General features: G+C 47.0%; 21 protein-coding genes. 1 reads left to right on the forward strand and 20 read right to left on the reverse strand.

The genetic code is table 11. The annotated features are described in order from the left end of the window. Nucleotides 1–59 precede the first annotated feature (59 nt). The 19 genes from M2444_RS07700 to M2444_RS07790 all read right to left on the reverse strand — a co-directional run bounded on the left by M2444_RS07700 (nt 60) and on the right by M2444_RS07790 (nt 14,205). A complete protein-coding gene (locus tag M2444_RS07700) occupies nt 60–1,007 on the reverse strand; it encodes a polyprenyl synthetase family protein (protein ID WP_094878588.1) in 948 nt (315 codons plus the stop codon). After that, complete coding sequence (xseB, locus tag M2444_RS07705) at nt 994–1,251, reverse strand: exodeoxyribonuclease VII small subunit (RefSeq protein ID WP_042129807.1); 258 nt, start codon at nt 1,249–1,251, stop codon at nt 994–996. Before xseB ends, M2444_RS07700 begins: the two co-directional genes overlap by 14 nt. After that, a complete protein-coding gene (xseA, locus tag M2444_RS07710; RefSeq protein WP_280786660.1) occupies nt 1,229–2,608 on the reverse strand; it encodes an exodeoxyribonuclease VII large subunit in 1,380 nt (459 codons plus the stop codon). Before xseA ends, xseB begins: the two co-directional genes overlap by 23 nt. Before the next feature lie 12 nt (nt 2,609–2,620). After that, a complete protein-coding gene (gene folD, locus M2444_RS07715; protein WP_094873655.1) occupies nt 2,621–3,478 on the reverse strand; it encodes a bifunctional methylenetetrahydrofolate dehydrogenase/methenyltetrahydrofolate cyclohydrolase FolD in 858 nt (285 codons plus the stop codon). Nucleotides 3,479–3,622: 144 nt separating this feature from the next. Further along, nucleotides 3,623–4,075 (reverse strand): transcription antitermination factor NusB, encoded by a 453-nt coding sequence (nusB, locus tag M2444_RS07720; protein WP_042190451.1) that lies wholly within the window; start codon nt 4,073–4,075, stop codon nt 3,623–3,625. A gap of 298 nt (nt 4,076–4,373) precedes the next feature. Then, nucleotides 4,374–4,607: a DUF2273 domain-containing protein gene (locus tag M2444_RS07725; RefSeq protein WP_042190453.1), complete on the reverse strand. Its 234-nt coding sequence runs from the start codon at nt 4,605–4,607 to the stop codon at nt 4,374–4,376. 15 nt (nt 4,608–4,622) lie between these two features. Next, nucleotides 4,623–5,162 carry an alkaline shock response membrane anchor protein AmaP gene (gene amaP / locus M2444_RS07730; protein WP_042129814.1) on the reverse strand — a complete coding sequence of 180 codons (540 nt, stop codon included), beginning with the start codon at nt 5,160–5,162 and terminating at the stop codon, nt 4,623–4,625. 74 nt (nt 5,163–5,236) lie between these two features. After that, nucleotides 5,237–5,653: an Asp23/Gls24 family envelope stress response protein gene (locus tag M2444_RS07735; protein ID WP_036682829.1), complete on the reverse strand. Its 417-nt coding sequence runs from the start codon at nt 5,651–5,653 to the stop codon at nt 5,237–5,239. Between the two features lie 114 nt (nt 5,654–5,767). Further along, nucleotides 5,768–7,111, reverse strand: a complete 1,344-nt coding sequence (gene accC / locus M2444_RS07740) for an acetyl-CoA carboxylase biotin carboxylase subunit (protein ID WP_094874075.1) — start codon at nt 7,109–7,111, stop codon at nt 5,768–5,770. Nucleotides 7,112–7,165: 54 nt separating this feature from the next. Further along, nucleotides 7,166–7,675: an acetyl-CoA carboxylase biotin carboxyl carrier protein gene (accB, locus tag M2444_RS07745; protein WP_094878591.1), complete on the reverse strand. Its 510-nt coding sequence runs from the start codon at nt 7,673–7,675 to the stop codon at nt 7,166–7,168. A gap of 147 nt (nt 7,676–7,822) precedes the next feature. Further along, nucleotides 7,823–8,719, reverse strand: a complete 897-nt coding sequence (locus M2444_RS07750) for a SpoIIIAH-like family protein (RefSeq protein WP_280786661.1) — start codon at nt 8,717–8,719, stop codon at nt 7,823–7,825. Between the two features lie 67 nt (nt 8,720–8,786). Further along, complete coding sequence (gene spoIIIAG, locus M2444_RS07755; RefSeq protein WP_094874072.1) at nt 8,787–9,428, reverse strand: stage III sporulation protein AG; 642 nt, start codon at nt 9,426–9,428, stop codon at nt 8,787–8,789. 40 nt (nt 9,429–9,468) lie between these two features. Further along, nucleotides 9,469–10,230 (reverse strand): stage III sporulation protein AF, encoded by a 762-nt coding sequence (spoIIIAF, locus tag M2444_RS07760; protein ID WP_094878593.1) that lies wholly within the window; start codon nt 10,228–10,230, stop codon nt 9,469–9,471. Nucleotides 10,231–10,454: 224 nt separating this feature from the next. After that, nucleotides 10,455–11,690, reverse strand: coding sequence for a stage III sporulation protein AE (gene spoIIIAE / locus M2444_RS07765; RefSeq protein WP_094874070.1), 1,236 nt, complete (start codon nt 11,688–11,690; stop codon nt 10,455–10,457). 42 nt (nt 11,691–11,732) lie between these two features. Continuing rightward, nucleotides 11,733–12,122, reverse strand: coding sequence for a stage III sporulation protein AD (spoIIIAD, locus tag M2444_RS07770; RefSeq protein WP_042129828.1), 390 nt, complete (start codon nt 12,120–12,122; stop codon nt 11,733–11,735). 7 nt (nt 12,123–12,129) lie between these two features. Further along, nucleotides 12,130–12,333, reverse strand: coding sequence for a stage III sporulation protein AC (spoIIIAC, locus tag M2444_RS07775; RefSeq protein ID WP_036682849.1), 204 nt, complete (start codon nt 12,331–12,333; stop codon nt 12,130–12,132). Nucleotides 12,334–12,346: 13 nt separating this feature from the next. Next, nucleotides 12,347–12,865 carry a stage III sporulation protein SpoIIIAB gene (gene spoIIIAB / locus M2444_RS07780; protein WP_094874069.1) on the reverse strand — a complete coding sequence of 173 codons (519 nt, stop codon included), beginning with the start codon at nt 12,863–12,865 and terminating at the stop codon, nt 12,347–12,349. Beyond that, nucleotides 12,858–13,859 (reverse strand): stage III sporulation protein AA, encoded by a 1,002-nt coding sequence (gene spoIIIAA, locus M2444_RS07785; RefSeq protein ID WP_280786662.1) that lies wholly within the window; start codon nt 13,857–13,859, stop codon nt 12,858–12,860. The genes spoIIIAB and spoIIIAA overlap by 8 nt, the downstream gene beginning before the upstream one ends. Nucleotides 13,860–13,941: 82 nt before the next feature. After that, nucleotides 13,942–14,205, reverse strand: coding sequence for a YqhV family protein (locus M2444_RS07790; protein ID WP_371915730.1), 264 nt, complete (start codon nt 14,203–14,205; stop codon nt 13,942–13,944). A gap of 302 nt (nt 14,206–14,507) precedes the next feature. On the opposite strand from M2444_RS07790, the gene M2444_RS07795 reads away from it, so the two are divergent. Further along, nucleotides 14,508–15,374 carry a YitT family protein gene (locus M2444_RS07795; RefSeq protein WP_081382878.1) on the forward strand — a complete coding sequence of 289 codons (867 nt, stop codon included), beginning with the start codon at nt 14,508–14,510 and terminating at the stop codon, nt 15,372–15,374. A 288-nt stretch (nt 15,375–15,662) separates the two neighbouring features. Here the strand turns inward: M2444_RS07795 and M2444_RS07800 are convergent, their stop codons facing one another. Continuing rightward, entirely contained in the window at nt 15,663–16,916 is a 1,254-nt protein-coding gene (locus tag M2444_RS07800) for an aspartate kinase (RefSeq protein WP_094874067.1), read from the reverse strand. Nucleotides 16,917–17,050 lie beyond the last annotated feature (134 nt).

Raw genomic sequence — 17,050 nt, forward strand, 5'->3', positions numbered from 1 at the left:
AACCCATTATAACACAAACGAAACGGCTGTCGAAATACAGCCGTTTCGAAAGTTCATAATTAGTGATCACGTGCCATTAAGTAATCTGCAATTTCCAGCAGGCGCTGGCTATCATGAAAGCCACCGTTCAGAACAGCATTATGGGCTGTTTCAGTAAGCTGCTTCACTTCTTCTCGCGATGCTTCGAGGCCAATAAAATAAGGATAGGTTACTTTATGCTGCTTAACATCACTGCCTGTTTTTTTGCCAAGTTTACCTTCGTCTCCGATTAAATCTAGAATGTCATCCTGGATTTGAAAAGCGAGTCCAATGGCTGTTCCAAATTTATGCAAAGCCTCAAGCTGCTGCTCGTTAGCACCTGCAATACGACCGCCAGCTAGCAGCGAAAAGATTATCAAATCCCCTGTCTTATGCAGATGAATGTACTTCAGCTGTGCAAGATCGGTTAGACCCTGCTCGCCTTCCATATCTGCAATCTGACCGCCAACCATACCACGAGGACCTGCCATTTCCGCCAAATCCTCTACGATGGATAGTACACTTTCTGCAGGGACACCAAATTTACGCGAGGCTTGTACCACACTGTAGAAAGCATGGGTCAGAAGGGCATCACCCGCAAGAATAGCGGTCGCTTCGCCAAAGACTTTATGATTCGTCAGCTTTCCGCGCCGATAATCATCATTATCCATGGCAGGCAAATCATCATGAATTAACGAGTAGGTATGTACCATCTCTATAGCAGCAGCGACAGGCAGGGCAGCCTCTCGACTTCCTCCCAGTGCTTCACATGCGATAATCACCAGCAGTGGCCGGAGGCGTTTGCCCCCAGCCATAAGTGAATACTTCATGGCTTGCTGCAAATTCTCTGGAACCATCCATTGCGCGGGGAGAATAACCTCTAGTTCATGTGAGACTAGATCGCTTAAGGACGCAATGTAATCCTCCAGTGGCTGACGCAGTGTTTCTCCTTCAGAGCTTCTCTCAAGCTCATGCTCAAAGCGAGTCATCGGCGTCCCCTTCCAGACGTGCACCAAACGGCTTCTTACGCAGTTCTCCGTCCTCTAGGGTAATCATTTCGATCTTACGCTCTACCTGCTCAAGCTTACTGCCGCAAAGCTGAGATAACTTCATACCTTGCTGAAATAAATCGATGGCCTTCTCCAGGGGAACGTCGCCGTGTTCAAGCTCACGTACGATTTCCTCCAGCCGGTCCATGGCGCCTTCAAAATCAAGTTCCGCTTCCTTCGTCATCGTCTTTGCCACCCTCCTTCATTCCCCATACCTGGCAGTTCAGCTGTCCGTCATTCATCTTTATCACTACAAGATCGCCAAGCTGTACTTCGGTCAGCGATTTGATTAAATGTTCTTCTGCTTCGTCATAGACTAAGCTGTAGCCTCTCGACATAACTTTAAGAGGGCTCAGTGCATCCAGATGACGAATCTCCGCTACATAGCGAGCTCGCTTCTCCTGCAGGCGGGCCTGCATAGCGCCCATCAGCTCACGGCGCATGCTTTCAGTGCGCTGACGCGCAGCGGCAACACTGCCGTGCGGATGGAACCGCTGCAGACTATGATGCAGCACAGCTTTGCGCTCGCGGGAACGGCTGAGCCGTGCATCCGCTGAGCGCTGGAGCCGCTCGCGCAGCTGATCCAGCCGCTGCGTGTGCTGGATCAGCGAGCGGCGCGGACCTGCCAGCGCCAGCGAGCGTTCCAGCCCCGCGTGGCGCTCACGTCCGCGCTGGGCGCGTCTCTGCAGCGCTTGGCGCAGCCGCTGCTGCTGCCCGCGAAGCTGCGCAGCTAGCTCGCCGGCATGTGGCACGGCCAGCTCCGCGGCCGCTGTGGGCGTAGCCGCGCGGAGGTCGGCGGCGAAATCGGCAATCGTGAAATCGGTCTCGTGGCCAACGGCCGAGATGACCGGAATCCCTGATGCCGATATCGCTCGCGCGACTTCCTCCTCGTTAAACGCCCACAGCTCCTCGAGCGAACCGCCGCCGCGGCCGACGATAAGCACGTCGGCCTCACCCATGCGGTTCAGCGCTCCAATCGCCTTCACAATCGAAGGTGCGGCGCCTTTGCCTTGCACCAGTACGGGATAGATTACAATAGCCACCTGCGGAAACCGCCGCTGGAGTGTAATCACGATATCCCGTACTGCTGCCCCCGTTGGCGAAGTAATCACGCCAATGCACTTTGGAAAGCGAGGCAAAGGGCGTTTACGCGCTTCTGCAAACAGCCCCTCTTGCTCAAGCTTGCTCTTCAGCTGCTCATAGGCTAAATATAGACTACCAATTCCATCTGGCTGCATGTGTGTGGCATAGAACTGATACTGCCCGTCCCGTTCATATACGGTCACATTACCTCTAGCAATTACCCGAGCACCTTCCTTCGGAATAAAGGGCAGGCGCTGGTTATGAGAAGCAAACATAATCGCTTTGATCCGACTGCTCTCATCCTTTAGCGTGAAATACATATGACCGCTACCATGATGCGTAAAGTTGGAAATCTCTCCGCGAATCCATACATCCGAAAGTAAATTATCCGAGTCTAGCTTCATGCGGATGTAACGGTTGAGTTCTTTTATCGAATAGACCTGCCGCTCTGCCGCCATGAATTCCTACCCCTATTCCAAGCCGTGACGGCGTTTAGCCGCAATCAGCGTGTTGCTCATCAGCATTGTAATCGTCATCGGTCCAACCCCACCCGGAACAGGTGTGATGTATCCGGCAACTTCTTTTGCACTATCATAATCAACGTCACCTGCAAGCTTACCGTTATCCAAACGGTTCATACCCACATCAATGACAACAGCACCCGGTTTCACGTACGAAGCGTCAATGAAATTCGCGCGTCCGATCGCAACAACTAGAATATCCGCTTGACGGCTAATTTCTTGCATATTAGCTGTACGGGAATGGCACATCGTCACAGTAGCATTCTCACGTTGCAATAACAAAGATACAGGCTTGCCTACAATATTACTGCGGCCAATGACCACAGCATGTTTACCAGCCATTCCTGTTCCTGTACGTTTAATTAGTTCAATTACACCTGCCGGTGTACAAGGAAGCAGACTGTCAGCACCAATCACTAGGTTACCTACATTTACAGGGTGGAAGCCGTCAACGTCTTTCTCCACGGAGATCGCATCAATAACAGCTTTTTCCTCAATATGCTTAGGCAATGGAAGTTGAACTAGAATCCCATCAATATCATCGCGTTCATTAAGCTGCGCTACGAGAGCCAGCAATTCTTCTTGCGTAGTAGACTCATCCAGTTTATGCACTTCCGAATGGAAACCAAGGCTAATACAAGATTTTTCCTTGTTGCGAACATACACTTGTGATCCTGGATCTTCACCTACTAGAATTACTGCCAGACCGGGCTTCACGCCACGTTTCGCCAGTTCAGCAACCTCCTGGGCAATACCAATACGAATTTCCTCAGATACTTGTTTACCACTGATGATTGCTGCTGTCATGATAGTCTCTCCCCTTTTATATACTTTACTATTGTACAAGCATAAACGCCTTTGGCGTCCTTATGAGAACGGTAAGCGTTTATGCGAGAAATATAAAACATAAAGAATAGGTGAATAACTTATACTTGCTTATATTTATAAAAATTAAGAATGGTCAGCTTTAATTGTATCTATCTCCTGAATCATCTTACCAAGCACACCGTTTACAAACTTACCGGAATCATCCGTTCCAAAATGCTTGGCCAAATCTATAGCCTCATTCACAGCAACCTTAGCCGGAACATCATTCGCGAACACCATTTCATACGCCGCAAGACGTAAAATTTGACGATCCACACGTGACAGACGGCTCATTTGCCAGCCTTTCAAGTAATGCTCAAGCATATCGTCAATTGCAACCTTGTGCTCCCACACACCGTTTACATGCTCCACCACATAATGCTTAAGCTGAATTTCGTCCGTAATTACACGTTCGGTTTCATTCTCCTCTGAAGCTTCCTCCAGCAGCATCTCTACGGCTTCTGCGCTCTCTACATCGTTCATTTCCATCTGATACAGGCTTTGGACAATAATCTCTCTCGCTATACGTCTTTTCATGTGTTCCTCCTAAAATCTTATATCGCATTAACATCTTTACTCAAACTTCTATAACGTCGGGCAACCATACATATAACTTCACACCTCAAGCGTAATAATAATTCAGACTTTAATCACATCGCCTATAATTATTTTAAGCCCAAATCCTTCGAATTCTATCCCTAATCCTTAGAGGATTATTGTCCGATGTCCGTTTAAGATACCTTTTCCAATTAAAAAAACCGCAAAGTCTTTCTTCCAGGGGCATTGGACAACACAAACTTACGGCTTCCTGCTCCGGGAAAAAGACTATCGCGGTTCACTTGAAGGGACGCCAGCGTCCGGATAGACGCGTAATCAGCTCCTGCCACTGAAACAGGGGAGCCTCTGCGTTATCCTTTCTTTTGCCGAACGTATATCCGATGAACACTACCAGTGCAAAGAACAACATATCCCAAAAACCGCAAATTAAATATATCAACCCTAGACCAATGCCGAAAGTCACTCCGGCGATTCTACCCCCGTGACTTTCCCATACTTCTTTCCAAGACATAAGGGAAATTCACCTCTATTCCACTCGACTTTTGAAGCTTGGAGACTGCGTAAGGTTAGCAATATATACAGACACATCCGCAACCGGAATACCGGTTGTCTCCTGCACAAAATCATGCACCTGACGTTGCACTTCTGTGGTTAGCAGCGGCAATGAATGTTCACCATCCACTACTGCGCGAATTGTAATTTCAAGGCCCGCCTGAGAAACGCGAATACGCGATTTGAGATCTCTGATTCCCTTCACTTTACCGGCAGCCTTCAAACTCAGATTCTCAATGGTCTCCACTGAAATCTGGATATCCCCATACTCCGTACGCTGATCAACAGAAGGTAAAGAAGCGCGATCACGACGCAAAGAGATGTAGAAAAATCGGATGCTCAGAAGGAACAAGACAACTGCTACTACAATTGCAGTAATATAAGCTGCTGGTCCATTCTCAATCTCCAAAGTTTTAGGAATAGCACCGCTCAAGAGGAGGATGGCAATAACAGATAATATTCCGATACTTAAGCTGTAGACAAACAGCAAAAGTCTGTCCAAAATTTTTGCCACGAGTCTCATAACCTCCTTAAATTAGAGTAAACCCTCGACTTTGCTGTCGGGGGTTTATGGAAGAACGACGACTGTTATTTCACGCGAAGAATCGTTTCAGCTTCCTCGTTCTTGTCGACAGTGTTGTTGTTCTTGAACTGTACATCATGAATATGCACATTCACTTCCACAACAGTCAGACCAGTCATAGTCTCGATGGAACGCTTAACATTACGCTGAATTTCAGCAGCCACTTCAGGAAGACGGTTACCATATTCAATGATTACAGAAACATCCACTGCAGCTTCGCGTTGTCCAACCTCTACTTTAACTCCTTTAGACAAGTTCTTACGTCCGAGAAGCTCAACAATACCACCGGCGAAACCACCGCTCATGCCAGCTACACCTTTAACCTCAACGGTCGCTAAACCTGCGATCACCTCGATCACTTCAGGAGCAATCTGGATCTCACCGATTTCTGTCCGTTCGTATTCTGTCGGCAATGTACTCATTTTAGACTTCACACCTTTCAACAAAGATTCTCATAAATTCAAGCGTAAAGCACGTCTCTTATTAAACATACTATATCATTTGACGAACTTTATGACAAACAAAGCGAAGTCGTCCTAAATTTCATACTCTTCCAGAAACTTGATGTCAAAATTACCATCCAGAAATACAGGATGCTCCAACAGTTTCTGGTGGAAAGGGATCGTAGTATGGATTCCCTCCACGGCAAATTCAGCCAAGGCGCGCTTCATCTTTGCAATCGCTTCCTGACGTGTGGGTGCCCATACAATCAGCTTTGCAATCATAGAATCATAGAAAGGGGAAATCGTATAACCAGGGTACGCCGCGCTGTCTACACGAACACCAAGACCTCCAGGCGGCAAATAAAAGCCGATTTTACCTGGTGAAGGCATAAAATTACGCTCTGGATCTTCCGCATTGATACGGCATTCAATCGACCAGCCATTAATCTCGATATCTTCCTGTGTAAAGGACAAAGGATTTCCTTCTGCAACCGAAATCATTTCCTTGATCAAATCCACACCCGTAACCATTTCCGTTACCGGATGCTCTACCTGAATACGAGTATTCATCTCCATGAAGTAGAACTGTCCATCCGGTCCAAGCAAGAATTCAAGCGTTCCTGCTCCCGAATAATTCACTGCGAGTGCTGCACGAACTGCTGCATTCCCCATCGCTTCACGGATATCCGGTGTAAGTACAGAACAAGGTGCCTCTTCAATCAGCTTTTGGCGACGACGCTGTACGGAGCAGTCGCGTTCACCTAAATGCACTACATTACCATGCTTATCTGCAATAATTTGAATTTCTACGTGCTTCATACCTGTAAGGTACTTTTCCAAATATACACCAGCGTTGCCGAACGCCTTCTGCGCTTCCTGTTGTGCAGCAGTAATCTGCTTCACCAATGATTCCTCGTCCTCAGCAATCCGGATGCCCTTACCCCCGCCACCTGCGGTAGCCTTAACGATAATCGGGTATCCGATATCACGGCCCAGCATGACGGCTTCCTCAACATCACCTACAAGGCCTTCTGAGCCCGGGATGATCGGAACTCCAGCCAGCTTCATGGTTTCCTTCGCCACAGCTTTATCACCCATACGGTTGATTGCATCTGGAGATGGCCCAATGAAGATAATATTGCAAGATTCACAAATTTCTGCAAAATCTGCATTCTCAGCTAAAAATCCATAACCAGGATGGATGGCATCACATTCTGTTAAGGTAGCTACACTCATAATATTTGTAAAGTTCAGATAGCTGTCCTTGGACGGCATCGGACCGATGCAGTAAGCTTCATCAGCCAACCGGACATGAAGTGAATCCCGGTCGGGTTCCGAATAGACCGCGACGGTGGAAATGCCCAGTTCTCGGCAGGCCCTAATAATGCGGACCGCGATTTCGCCGCGGTTGGCAATCAACACTTTTTGAATGTTCATGCGTTTCCTCCCAAAGTTTTGCGAAGCTTCCGCTCCATAAGTAATCTGCGGTATTTATTCCGGTTTAACCAAGAATAGGGGTTGACCGTATTCTACAAGCTGACCATTCTCTGCCAGTACGGACACGATTTCACCTTTAATCTCCGCTTCCAGCTCATTCATCAGCTTCATCGCTTCGATAATGCATACCGTTGTTTTCTCACCAACACGGTCTCCAACATTAACGAACGACGGCATTTCCGGAGAAGCGGCACTATAAAATGTTCCCACCATTGGAGATACAATTTTATGTAGTTTGCCTTCTGCGGCGGCTTGTGCCTGCTGCGCTGGAGGAACCTCACTGATTACTGGATAGGACACTTGCTGCACGCTCTGCGGCTGCGGGGCAGGCGTAAAGGGATAGGCATTATAAGGAGTCGCCTGTACTGCTGTTCCATCAGCTTCAGGGCGATCCGGTTTGCGAATTGCAAGCTTCATTCCTTCGCTTTCGATCTCCAACTCATGTACAGAGGAGGTCTGGTCCAGCAATTTAATTAATTCCTTAATTTCGCTCAACTTGAACATACATTAGTTCACTCCTTCAGCTTTCTCTCGAAGCCACTTCTTAAGCGGACAAGATAACTTTATGTATTATATCATAAACGCTAGAAATGGAAAGAGCCCGGGAGAACCCGAGCTCTTTCGTCATATTCCCTATAATTTCACGTCTTATTATTTCTCGGAAACATACTGAACACTAACTTTATCCTGAGACACACTCAGTTCTTTCATTACGAGATCAACGATGCTAACCGCTTGTTTTACATCCAGCTTGTCACTCAGTACGACTACTTTATAGCTGTCCCCAGCTTCTTCCTTCACGATGGCTTCCCCATATTTTTGTTGAAGCTGTTCTTCAATGCCCGTAATTTTAGATTCTTTTTCTTCCAGGTTAAGGAGCTGTTCTTGAGCAACTGCGTTATCAGCAGGCGTCTTCTCCATGTCGTTAATCAAAGCGAGTAAGTCTTGTTGGCTCTTTAGATTCTTTTGTTCACGTTCATACAGGTAGTTAGTGAACATGCTGCTCGCCGATACACTTTGTGAAGCTACTTCATCCAGGATTTCTTTATCATTCTTAGCAGGGGTTTTGGATGTTGTAGTAGCCGCTGTATCCTTAGCTGCCGTATCCTTAGTTACTGTATCCTTAGCTGCTGTGTCAGAAGTTTTACTGGAGTCTTTTGCAGCAGTGTCCGTCGAAGCTTTCTCAGAGTTACCGCTGTCTGCTGCTTTACTGCTATCATCCTTAACCGCTGAAGTTGCACTGTCATCAGTAGTTGCAGTGGTTGCACTATCGTCAGCGGCTTTAGTGCTGCTAGCGCTATCTACAACGCCTTCATCAGCAACTACATCTCCTTGACTAACCACTTCATTCACTACGATACCTTTGTCGCCAACCGTTGGTAACGCTGCGTTTGCTGTGTCTTTTTTCAGAGAATCCACCTGCATTGTCCCTGCCGTGTCTTTTGGAACCGATGCACCTGAATCTTCAGTAAATAAATAGTATGCCGAGAGTACAACCATCAAACTGAGCATAGAAACCAACCATATTGTTTGTCTTTTGCCGTTCATTTCTTATTCCTCCTAAAATTTAATCTAGTGGCTGCTTCGGAAGCACTCACTTCTTGACTTTCTCCTGCTACTCTTGTTTGCGTGGTACTACTGAAATCCGCTGAATCGGAACATACAAGCCTTTTTCGATAGCCTGCTCTATGAGTCCACGGACAACCTTGTTCTCTGCCCCTTTGGCAACTACCAGTACGCCACGAACCTGAGGCTTAATCCGCTTCGTCACAATAGGTGTCTCATCGCCCGATTGTGAGTAGGTTACGATTTCGCCATCCCTTGTATATTGCGTCGTGTGACGTTTACCACCACTGGCATCCGTCTCTTCACTAAGCTGCTGGGAGTCGTTCATATTGCGCACCACGACAATTTCTTCTGTTGACTCCACGGTAACCATAATATCGACGGTACCGACGCCAACGATTTTCTCCAAAATCTCCTTCATTCGGTTCTCCATCGCCAGTTCAATGCTTTCGAATGAATTGCTTGTTGTTGGATCACTCTGCACCAGCGCCGTTTGGGAGGACTGATTCTGCGGTGGCTCACGCCCCGTATTCTCGTTATCAATCTTCTTCACATTGACGAAGGAATTAAACAGCATAATCGCTGCGCCCAGCAGACCCAGAATGATTAGCCAGCGAAAAGTATGACTTCTCTTCGGACTGCCAGCCCCACCCCCAGCCCATTGCTCCAGCTTTTTCAGCCAATTGCCCACTCCTATCCCTCCTAACCTTGATCGTTTAGAAGCTACAGACTCATAACTTGACGTTATTCACAACGCCGCCATCCACTTGGATTACTTTGGGATCCAAATCCCATTTTTGTTCCAACAGCTTTACGATAGACTCCGTTTCACTTGAAGATGTGTTATTTTCTGTTACATTTCCGTTCACTGCTTTGGGCTCATCTGCAGAAGCTGATCCATTCTCTGGATTCGTTCCGATCTTTACTTCTACAGGCTCTACAGGAGCGATTGCAATTGGCGGAGCAGCGGCTGCGCTGGAAGTACCGGAAGCCCCTATGGAATTAGCTGTTGCTTGGGACATTGAGACCTTCACTGCGGAGATGACAGGAACATCTTCATTACCAGAGCCGCCGGATTTCCCCATGCCGAGCGTTACAGTGACATTAACCCCGCGTTTTCCGGTCTCGCTGATGATCTGCTCCCTCATTTGCTCAGCAACCTCTTCTGCGGCCAGCTTTAGGCTTTGATCCTGGCGCCCTTGTGCAAGCTTCTGACCATCTGCCAGAATCTTTTCCAAAGAGGGATCTCCACTTCCCCCTCCTGTGAACAAGCCTCCTTCTTTCTCCTGACGACCCATGGCTATACTCAGCTCGGCTATGGCGTCACCTTTAAGGAGAGAAACGATTGGGCTAAGCATGGTAAGTAAGATCAGGAGGCTCAGCACCAGCCTTGCATACCGCTCCATGGACTTACTCGGAAGGAGTAACTCAACGAACGATGCCAACAATACGACAAGAATGATCTCCCGCAGCCATCCTCCTAACCAGCTCATTTTTTCCTCCTAAAAGTTTTGTTAGCATAGCCTTCAGCGAATTTACTTCGTACAAAACTCACTTCGAAAGCACCCGCTAAGTTTTGTTATCATAGCCTTCAGCGAATTTACTTCGTACAAAACTCACTTCGAAAGCTCCCGCTAAGTTTTGTTAGCATAGCCTTCGCGAATTTACTTCGTACAAAACTCACTCCGAAAGCACCCGCTAAGTTTTGTCAGCAGATTCACCTCATCATGACGGTTAAATTGCCAGCGGTTAGCATGATCGTGACGGCCATAAAAAACATTAACGATACCGCTGCCAAAGCTGCGAATACGTACACCATGCTTTTTCCGATCGTCTGGAGGCAGACCACAATCGGCGTCTCTCCTAAGGGCTGCATTACAGCAGCAGCTACATTGTAGATCAGAGCAAGCACCAGGATTTTGATCGCTGGAAAAGCACAAAGGAACAAAATGATAATGACACCGGATAGCCCAATGGCGTTCTTCACCAGGAGTGAAGCTGAGATCACTGTGTCTGTTGCATCCGCGAACATTTTTCCGATGACCGGAACAAAGTTGCCTGTAATATATTTAGCGGCCCTGATCGTAACCCCATCTGTCACTGAACTCGTAATTCCCCTGACTGAAATCACACCGAGGAACACAGTGAGCAGTACTCCTAGTAATCCAGCTCCGATATTTCTTAGCAGATTCGCCAACTGGGTCAGCTTGTATTTCTCCGACAGTGCACTCACGAGATGTAGCACCGCTGAAAAGAATAATAGTGGAAAGACAATGGTATGGATCAGTGTGCCAACGGTATGAATCATAAAAACAATTAGTGGATGTGTGACCGAGACGGTAACAATGTTCCCCATGGAAGCCAGTAACGCGAACAGTAGCGGAATCATGGCCATCATAAAATCAATCATCCGGTCGATAGCATCCTTCGCATAACCTATAGCGATATTGAAGCTGTTCACGGCAATAACGAGCACTACCATATAGCAGAGCGTATAAGCCACCTTGCTGACCGTTTTTCGCTCAAAAGCGGTTTGTAGCGTCTCCAGTATCATGCTGAGCACACTGACCATGACAATCGTGACCAGCAGCCTTCCGTTGTACAACACCTCATGCCACATAAAACCAAGTAGCCCAGATAATACACCTTGCAAGCTGAGTCCCTTATCCCCTGGAAGCAGCATGTCCATAAGTGATGGTGTTGCCCCGTCTGGAAAAAAACCTCCGTAATCCTTCATCAGTTGATCCCAGTACGACTCCACCTTATCTGTTGGCAGATTGTTCACCTGACCCTTGACCCACTGGTCTACCGGGGAGGCATTAACGCCCGATCCTGACGCTGGAGAAGCTATGGCCACTTGAGCTGTACCTGCAAACCATAGAATGAAGAAGCATGGGAGCAGCAACAGTATTATTTTAAATTTTGGAGGACGAAAAACACTGCACTCTTGCATAACTTCTCCTCCCTAATCGTTGCTTAGCTTCCTTCAATTGCTTTAAGCAGGTAGCAGCTTCATGACCGTTTCAATAATGATGCTGATAATGGGTACAGCTAGTACCATAATGAGGACTTTTCCGGCGAGCTCTATTTTGGAAGCAATCGATTCCTGCCCTGCATCACGCACGATCTGTGCTCCAAATTCAGCGATATATGAAATTCCGATGATTTTGAACACGGTCTTTAAATAGATCATTTCCATCCCCGATGACTCTGCCACCCGCTCCAGTGTGGAAAGTATCATTCCAATCTTGCCGATTAGAAACAGGAAGATCAGAATCCCTGTGGCAGTAGCGAGGAGAAAGGCAAACATCGGTTTTTGTTCCTTCAGCACGAGAATCAATATGGTCGATATCAGCCCGATTCCAACAACTTGAATGATCTCCATAGCACGCCTATTGAAAAAGAAAGATCGTTTTTATTTCCTGCAGCAGTCCGTCCAGCATTCGAATAACCATAAATAGCACGACGACAAACCCGATTACGGTAACCCAATGTGCGAAATCTTCTTTTCCCATCTGTTTAAGCACCGTGTGTATCATGGCGATAATTATGCCAATGCCGGCAATTTGAAAAATCGCATTGACTTCAATATTCATTCCTGGCACCTCGCTAAAAGATCAAAATGACGATCAATGCTCCAAGCAGCAGACCCAGGCTTTTACTCAATTTTTCATATTTGCCTTGATCCTCTCTGGCTACCGACTCCTCCTGCTTCAATTGCTGCAATGCTAACGCGATATGAGTGCTCTGATTGGACCTATCGCTTGTACCGAGAGTACAACTGAGCTGGCGGAGAATCTCTTTTTCTGTCCCCTTCAATGCGGTAGACTTCCAATGCGACTCCATAGCCCTCTGAATGGCATCCTGGGCGCTTCGGTCATGGGGTGGGCTCATCTCCTCAGCTGTTTTAACAAACAACGTTTTGAGCGGTTCCTTCGACTGAATCCCTATACGCCGCATAGCTTCAGGCAATGGGGTAAAGCCATACATAATTTCTGTTTCCAGCCGCTGTAGCGCTGCTATTAAGCCTCTGATATGTCTTGGCCTGTCTGCATATTGTTTTGCAAATTGTAGCCCTGCCAGCGTACCAGCCAGCACAATCAGAACGGCACCAAATAGCTTAAGCATGTATATCACCACCTAATCGATCCCCGGGTGAGATAAGAAGTAATCCGCGTTTTTGTCCATCCAGAACACGAAAGGAGAGCCCTGCTTCTGAGCGGTGCAGAATGACGTATCTTTCGAACATCTTTTGTTCCAGTAGCCCGCCAAGCCCGGGTCTACGAGCCAGTTCTATTACTTCTTTACCGTGAGCCGAAGCAACAACTGATATTCCAGCATGCAGCGCTTCAGTGACTGCTTCAGCGTCTTCAGGACGACCAATCTCATCAGCAATCAATACATCCGGTGACAAGGAACGAATCATCATCATCATGCCTTCAGCTTTGGGACAGCCGTCGAGGATATCTGTGCGCGGACCAATATCAAAGGCAGGAATCCCGCGTCTGCTTCCGGCAATCTCAGAACGTTCATCGACAATCCCCACCTTCAAACCGGGTCTTCCGCCTTCACGCTTCCCCAAATCTCCTAAGGAGATTTGTCTTGCAATATCGCGAAGAAGTGTTGTCTTCCCGTGCTGTGGAGGCGAAAGGATCAAGGTGTGCATCATTCGCTGCCTCCCCTTGTCCAGCAGATAAGGCAGCACTTTATCCGCGACTCCGGGAACCTCACGGGCTATGCGGACATTGAAGCTTGTAATGTCGCGTAGATGCTCCACACCACCACCACTCAGCACCGTCCGACCAGCAAGTCCTATTCGATGGCCGCCAGGAATCGTAATAAATCCCTTTCTCAGCTCTTCTTCCATCGTATATAGTGAATGGTTGCTGATCAGATCTAGCAGTCTATGAGTGTCCTCCCGATCCGGCCTATAGGCTTCTTCCGGCCTTTGCGTTACGCTGCCATTTGCTCTAAGAAAGTGATATTTACCTGAATAGTTAATCTCCAGCGGACGACCTTCACGGACCCGAATCTCTTCCACCATTCCAAGTAGCGGAAGGGGAAGGCACTTTAATAGTGCTCTTACTTTTTCAGGAAACAATTGCAGCCAATCATCTGCCATACAAAGTACCCCCAAGTTGTCCTCTATCTAATTGCTTTATTCCATATTTATGCTTGTACGCGCTCAATATGCCTATCATCTATCATTTTTTTAGAATCCCGATTAAGAGAAAGGCTACACCGCAACCGACCCAGCCCAGTTTGCTCCAGGACAACTGCTGAGCCATCCCTGTAAGTCCGATCGCTGTCGTCAATATCAAGATCGTCGGGCCTACCAAAGCTAGTCCAGAATTGACTGCGAGCGCCTTGTCTACCTGATTCAACCGCAGCATAATCAGCGCAGCTATAATCTCCGCACTACCCGAGAACAGCCGAAGAGTCGCCATCCAGCTTACATACTTGTCCAATCCACTCCACTCCTAACTTTTACTATTTCATACAAAATGATATTCAGGGCTTGTTTGTCCTTCTCTTATCCATGGATATGCGATAATTACTCACTTTAGACAAGGAGAAATGACAGAATTGTAAGTCCAACTGTGAAAGAGTTCATAGTACACACCTATATAAATAAATATAATCAGTACGATAAAATTATTTTTTACGAACACTTCCATCTGTGGTATCCTTGTTAATTGGAAATATAGTGGGTTTATATTTTCAAAAAGAGCAGACTATAAAGACATAAGAAAAAGAGGGGATTTGTGTCATGCAAGTTCGAAGTTACGGGTTACCGCAAAATATGCGGACCGTAGTCAGACCACTCAAGGAAGTAGCTATCATTATTTTTTCAGCCTTTTTAATTGCAAGCGGGATGCGATTGTTTCTAATTCCTCATCAGCTTCTGAGCGGTGGGGTAGCAGGGGTGGCTTCGGTCGTCGGTTATTTAACGGATCCGAAGTACATTTCTAAGCTTTATTTTGTAATAAACCTCCCTTTAATTGTCTGGGGATTTATTGCAGTGGGGAAAAAATACATCTTACTAAGCTTACTTTCCGTCGTAGCTACCACCTGGTTCATTACCATTATTCCTGAGGTGCAAATGACCAAGGATCCCATTCTTGCAAGTATTTTCGGCGGAGTAATTATTGCTGGCGGCGTTGGTTTTTCTCTCCGTACAGGGGGTTCTTCCGGGGGATTTGATATATTAGGCTCGATTATTTCTCGCAAGCGTGATATTCCAATGGGAAATATCATGTTCCTAATGGATGGATTAGTGATTCTGAGTTTAGGCTTCTTTAAAAGCTGGGATTCCGCCTTATACGCTATGCTCTGTATTTTTGTAAAGAGTAGAGTAGTCGATATGATCCATATTCGCCATGTGAAGCTGACCTGCTTCATCGTTACCAAAGAACGGGAGATGATGCTAACCCGTCTCAGAGAGTTACCTCATGGCATCACTGTCGTCAATGCAGAGGGTGGATACAGTCATGAGGGAAATACCATGCTAATGACGGTAACGACTCGGTATGAGCTTGCAAATCTGCGGAGAACTATTCTTGAGGCAGACCCAAGCTCCTTCGTCAATGTTGTGGAGACTGTAGAGATCCAGGGCCGGTTCAAACGATTAGGATAAAATTCAGGGACTTACCTCCCATGCTGTTATATAGATGAAAAGGAACGCTGCATTCAAATCTGCAGCGTTCCTTTTCATCTATAAGTGATGCCATTTGCTTATTTTTTACTAGCTGAAATATACGAGTCATTCACTTCCTTAGTAATTTCATCACCATTCATCTATTCAAGAAGCATTATGGCATAACGCCGCAGGAATACCACAACAAGACTGGCTTAAAAGACAAAGAGAGGGATGCCCCGCAGCCGTCTGGCTGTAAGGCATCCCTCTTTGTTTACTCAGCAGCTCTTATCGGCGATCTTTAGGACCTCCGACGAAAGCCTGCTCAGTTGTATCTAGATTGTAGGCGGTATGAAGCGCCTGTATGATTGATGGCAAATTGCCTGATTCAATAACGCAAGATACTTTGATCTCAGAAGTGCTGACCATCTTGATGCTTACACCCTCTTGGGAGAGTACATCAAACATTTGAGCCGCTACCCCTGGATGGCTGACCATCCCAGCACCAACGATGGATACCTTCACCAGGTTATCCTCGGAGGTAACTTCACGGTAAGGCAATGTTTTATGAATTTCTTTAATAACTTCCTTCGCCCGATCCAGCTCATCAAGAGAAACTGTAAATGAGAAGTCAGCCTGCTCATTCTGTACACCACTTTGTACGATGATATCTACGTTAACGCCCTCTTCAGCAAGCTTGCCGAAGACCTGAGCGAGTACACCTGGTACATCAGGAACTCCAAGAATACTGACACGTGCTACATTCTTATCAAATGCAATACCACTAACTACGATTCCCTGCTCCATACTTGTTTCCTCCTTCACAACGGTACCTTCATTATGATTAAAGCTCGATCTAACGACCAGCTTAACTTGATGACGCTTAGCGTACTCCACTGCACGTGGATGTAATACAGCTGCTCCCAAATTGGCAAGCTCCAGCATTTCATCGTAAGAGATTTCCTTCAGCTTACGTGCCGTCTTCACGATACGTGGGTCTGTGGAGTAGATACCATCTACATCGGTATAGATTTCGCATACGTCTGCTTCTATAGCAGCAGCCAATGCTACGGCTGTTGTGTCCGAACCACCGCGGCCTAATGTGGTGATCTCACCGTCCACAGTCATTCCCTGAAAGCCTGCAACGATCACGATTTGTTCACGCTCCAAAGACGCTAATACACGGCGCGGATCAATTTCATTGATACGAGCTCTGCCGTGAGTTTCGTCTGTTCGGAATCCAGCCTGCCATCCTGTATAAGAAACAGCATTCCGCCCGATCCCATGTAGGGCAATGGACAATAGAGCGACGGAGATTTGTTCACCTGTCGTCATCAACATATCCATTTCACGTGCGGGCGGCTGCCCGTTTAGTTGCTTCGCCGTATCGATCAAATCATCTGTTGTATCCCCCATTGCAGATACAACCACAACGCAGCGATGTCCCTCATCTTGCTTGTCTGCGATGCGCCCCGCGACGCGTTTCATTCGTTCAGTGTCGCCGACGGAGCTGCCTCCGAATTTCATAACATAAAGTGACAAAGTCCCATTCACTCCCCATATCGGTCTATGTAGTTGCTTCTAATCGGTTTCCCGCTTTAAATCAGTATAATACGAAAACAGTGCCCTGCGTTAATGGTTTCATAAAAAATTTATTAAAATTCCCCGCTGCGAAA

Source organism: Paenibacillus sp. PastF-3, from assembly GCF_029893135.1.
In the GTDB taxonomy this organism is placed as follows: domain Bacteria; phylum Bacillota; class Bacilli; order Paenibacillales; family Paenibacillaceae; genus Paenibacillus_AQ; species Paenibacillus_AQ nitricinens.

Excerpts from the sequence above, each read along its gene's own strand:
- M2444_RS07700 (WP_094878588.1), bottom strand. The coding sequence starts at position 1,007 with ATGACTCGCTTTGAGCATGAGCTTGAGAGAAGCTCTGAAGGAGAAACA.
- xseB (WP_042129807.1), bottom strand. The coding sequence starts at position 1,251 with ATGACGAAGGAAGCGGAACTTGATTTTGAAGGCGCCATGGACCGGCTG.
- xseA (WP_280786660.1), bottom strand. The coding sequence starts at position 2,608 with ATGGCGGCAGAGCGGCAGGTCTATTCGATAAAAGAACTCAACCGTTAC.
- folD (WP_094873655.1), bottom strand. The coding sequence starts at position 3,478 with ATGACAGCAGCAATCATCAGTGGTAAACAAGTATCTGAGGAAATTCGT.
- nusB (WP_042190451.1), bottom strand. The coding sequence starts at position 4,075 with ATGAAAAGACGTATAGCGAGAGAGATTATTGTCCAAAGCCTGTATCAG.
- M2444_RS07725 (WP_042190453.1), bottom strand. The coding sequence starts at position 4,607 with ATGTCTTGGAAAGAAGTATGGGAAAGTCACGGGGGTAGAATCGCCGGA.
- M2444_RS07735 (WP_036682829.1), bottom strand. The coding sequence starts at position 5,653 with ATGAGTACATTGCCGACAGAATACGAACGGACAGAAATCGGTGAGATC.
- accC (WP_094874075.1), bottom strand. The coding sequence starts at position 7,111 with ATGAACATTCAAAAAGTGTTGATTGCCAACCGCGGCGAAATCGCGGTC.
- accB (WP_094878591.1), bottom strand. The coding sequence starts at position 7,675 with ATGTTCAAGTTGAGCGAAATTAAGGAATTAATTAAATTGCTGGACCAG.
- M2444_RS07750 (WP_280786661.1), bottom strand. The coding sequence starts at position 8,719 with ATGAACGGCAAAAGACAAACAATATGGTTGGTTTCTATGCTCAGTTTG.
- spoIIIAF (WP_094878593.1), bottom strand. The coding sequence starts at position 10,230 with ATGAGCTGGTTAGGAGGATGGCTGCGGGAGATCATTCTTGTCGTATTG.
- spoIIIAE (WP_094874070.1), bottom strand. The coding sequence starts at position 11,690 with ATGCAAGAGTGCAGTGTTTTTCGTCCTCCAAAATTTAAAATAATACTG.
- spoIIIAD (WP_042129828.1), bottom strand. The coding sequence starts at position 12,122 with ATGGAGATCATTCAAGTTGTTGGAATCGGGCTGATATCGACCATATTG.
- spoIIIAC (WP_036682849.1), bottom strand. The coding sequence starts at position 12,333 with ATGAATATTGAAGTCAATGCGATTTTTCAAATTGCCGGCATTGGCATA.
- spoIIIAB (WP_094874069.1), bottom strand. The coding sequence starts at position 12,865 with ATGCTTAAGCTATTTGGTGCCGTTCTGATTGTGCTGGCTGGTACGCTG.
- spoIIIAA (WP_280786662.1), bottom strand. The coding sequence starts at position 13,859 with ATGGCAGATGATTGGCTGCAATTGTTTCCTGAAAAAGTAAGAGCACTA.
- M2444_RS07795 (WP_081382878.1), top strand. The coding sequence starts at position 14,508 with ATGCAAGTTCGAAGTTACGGGTTACCGCAAAATATGCGGACCGTAGTC.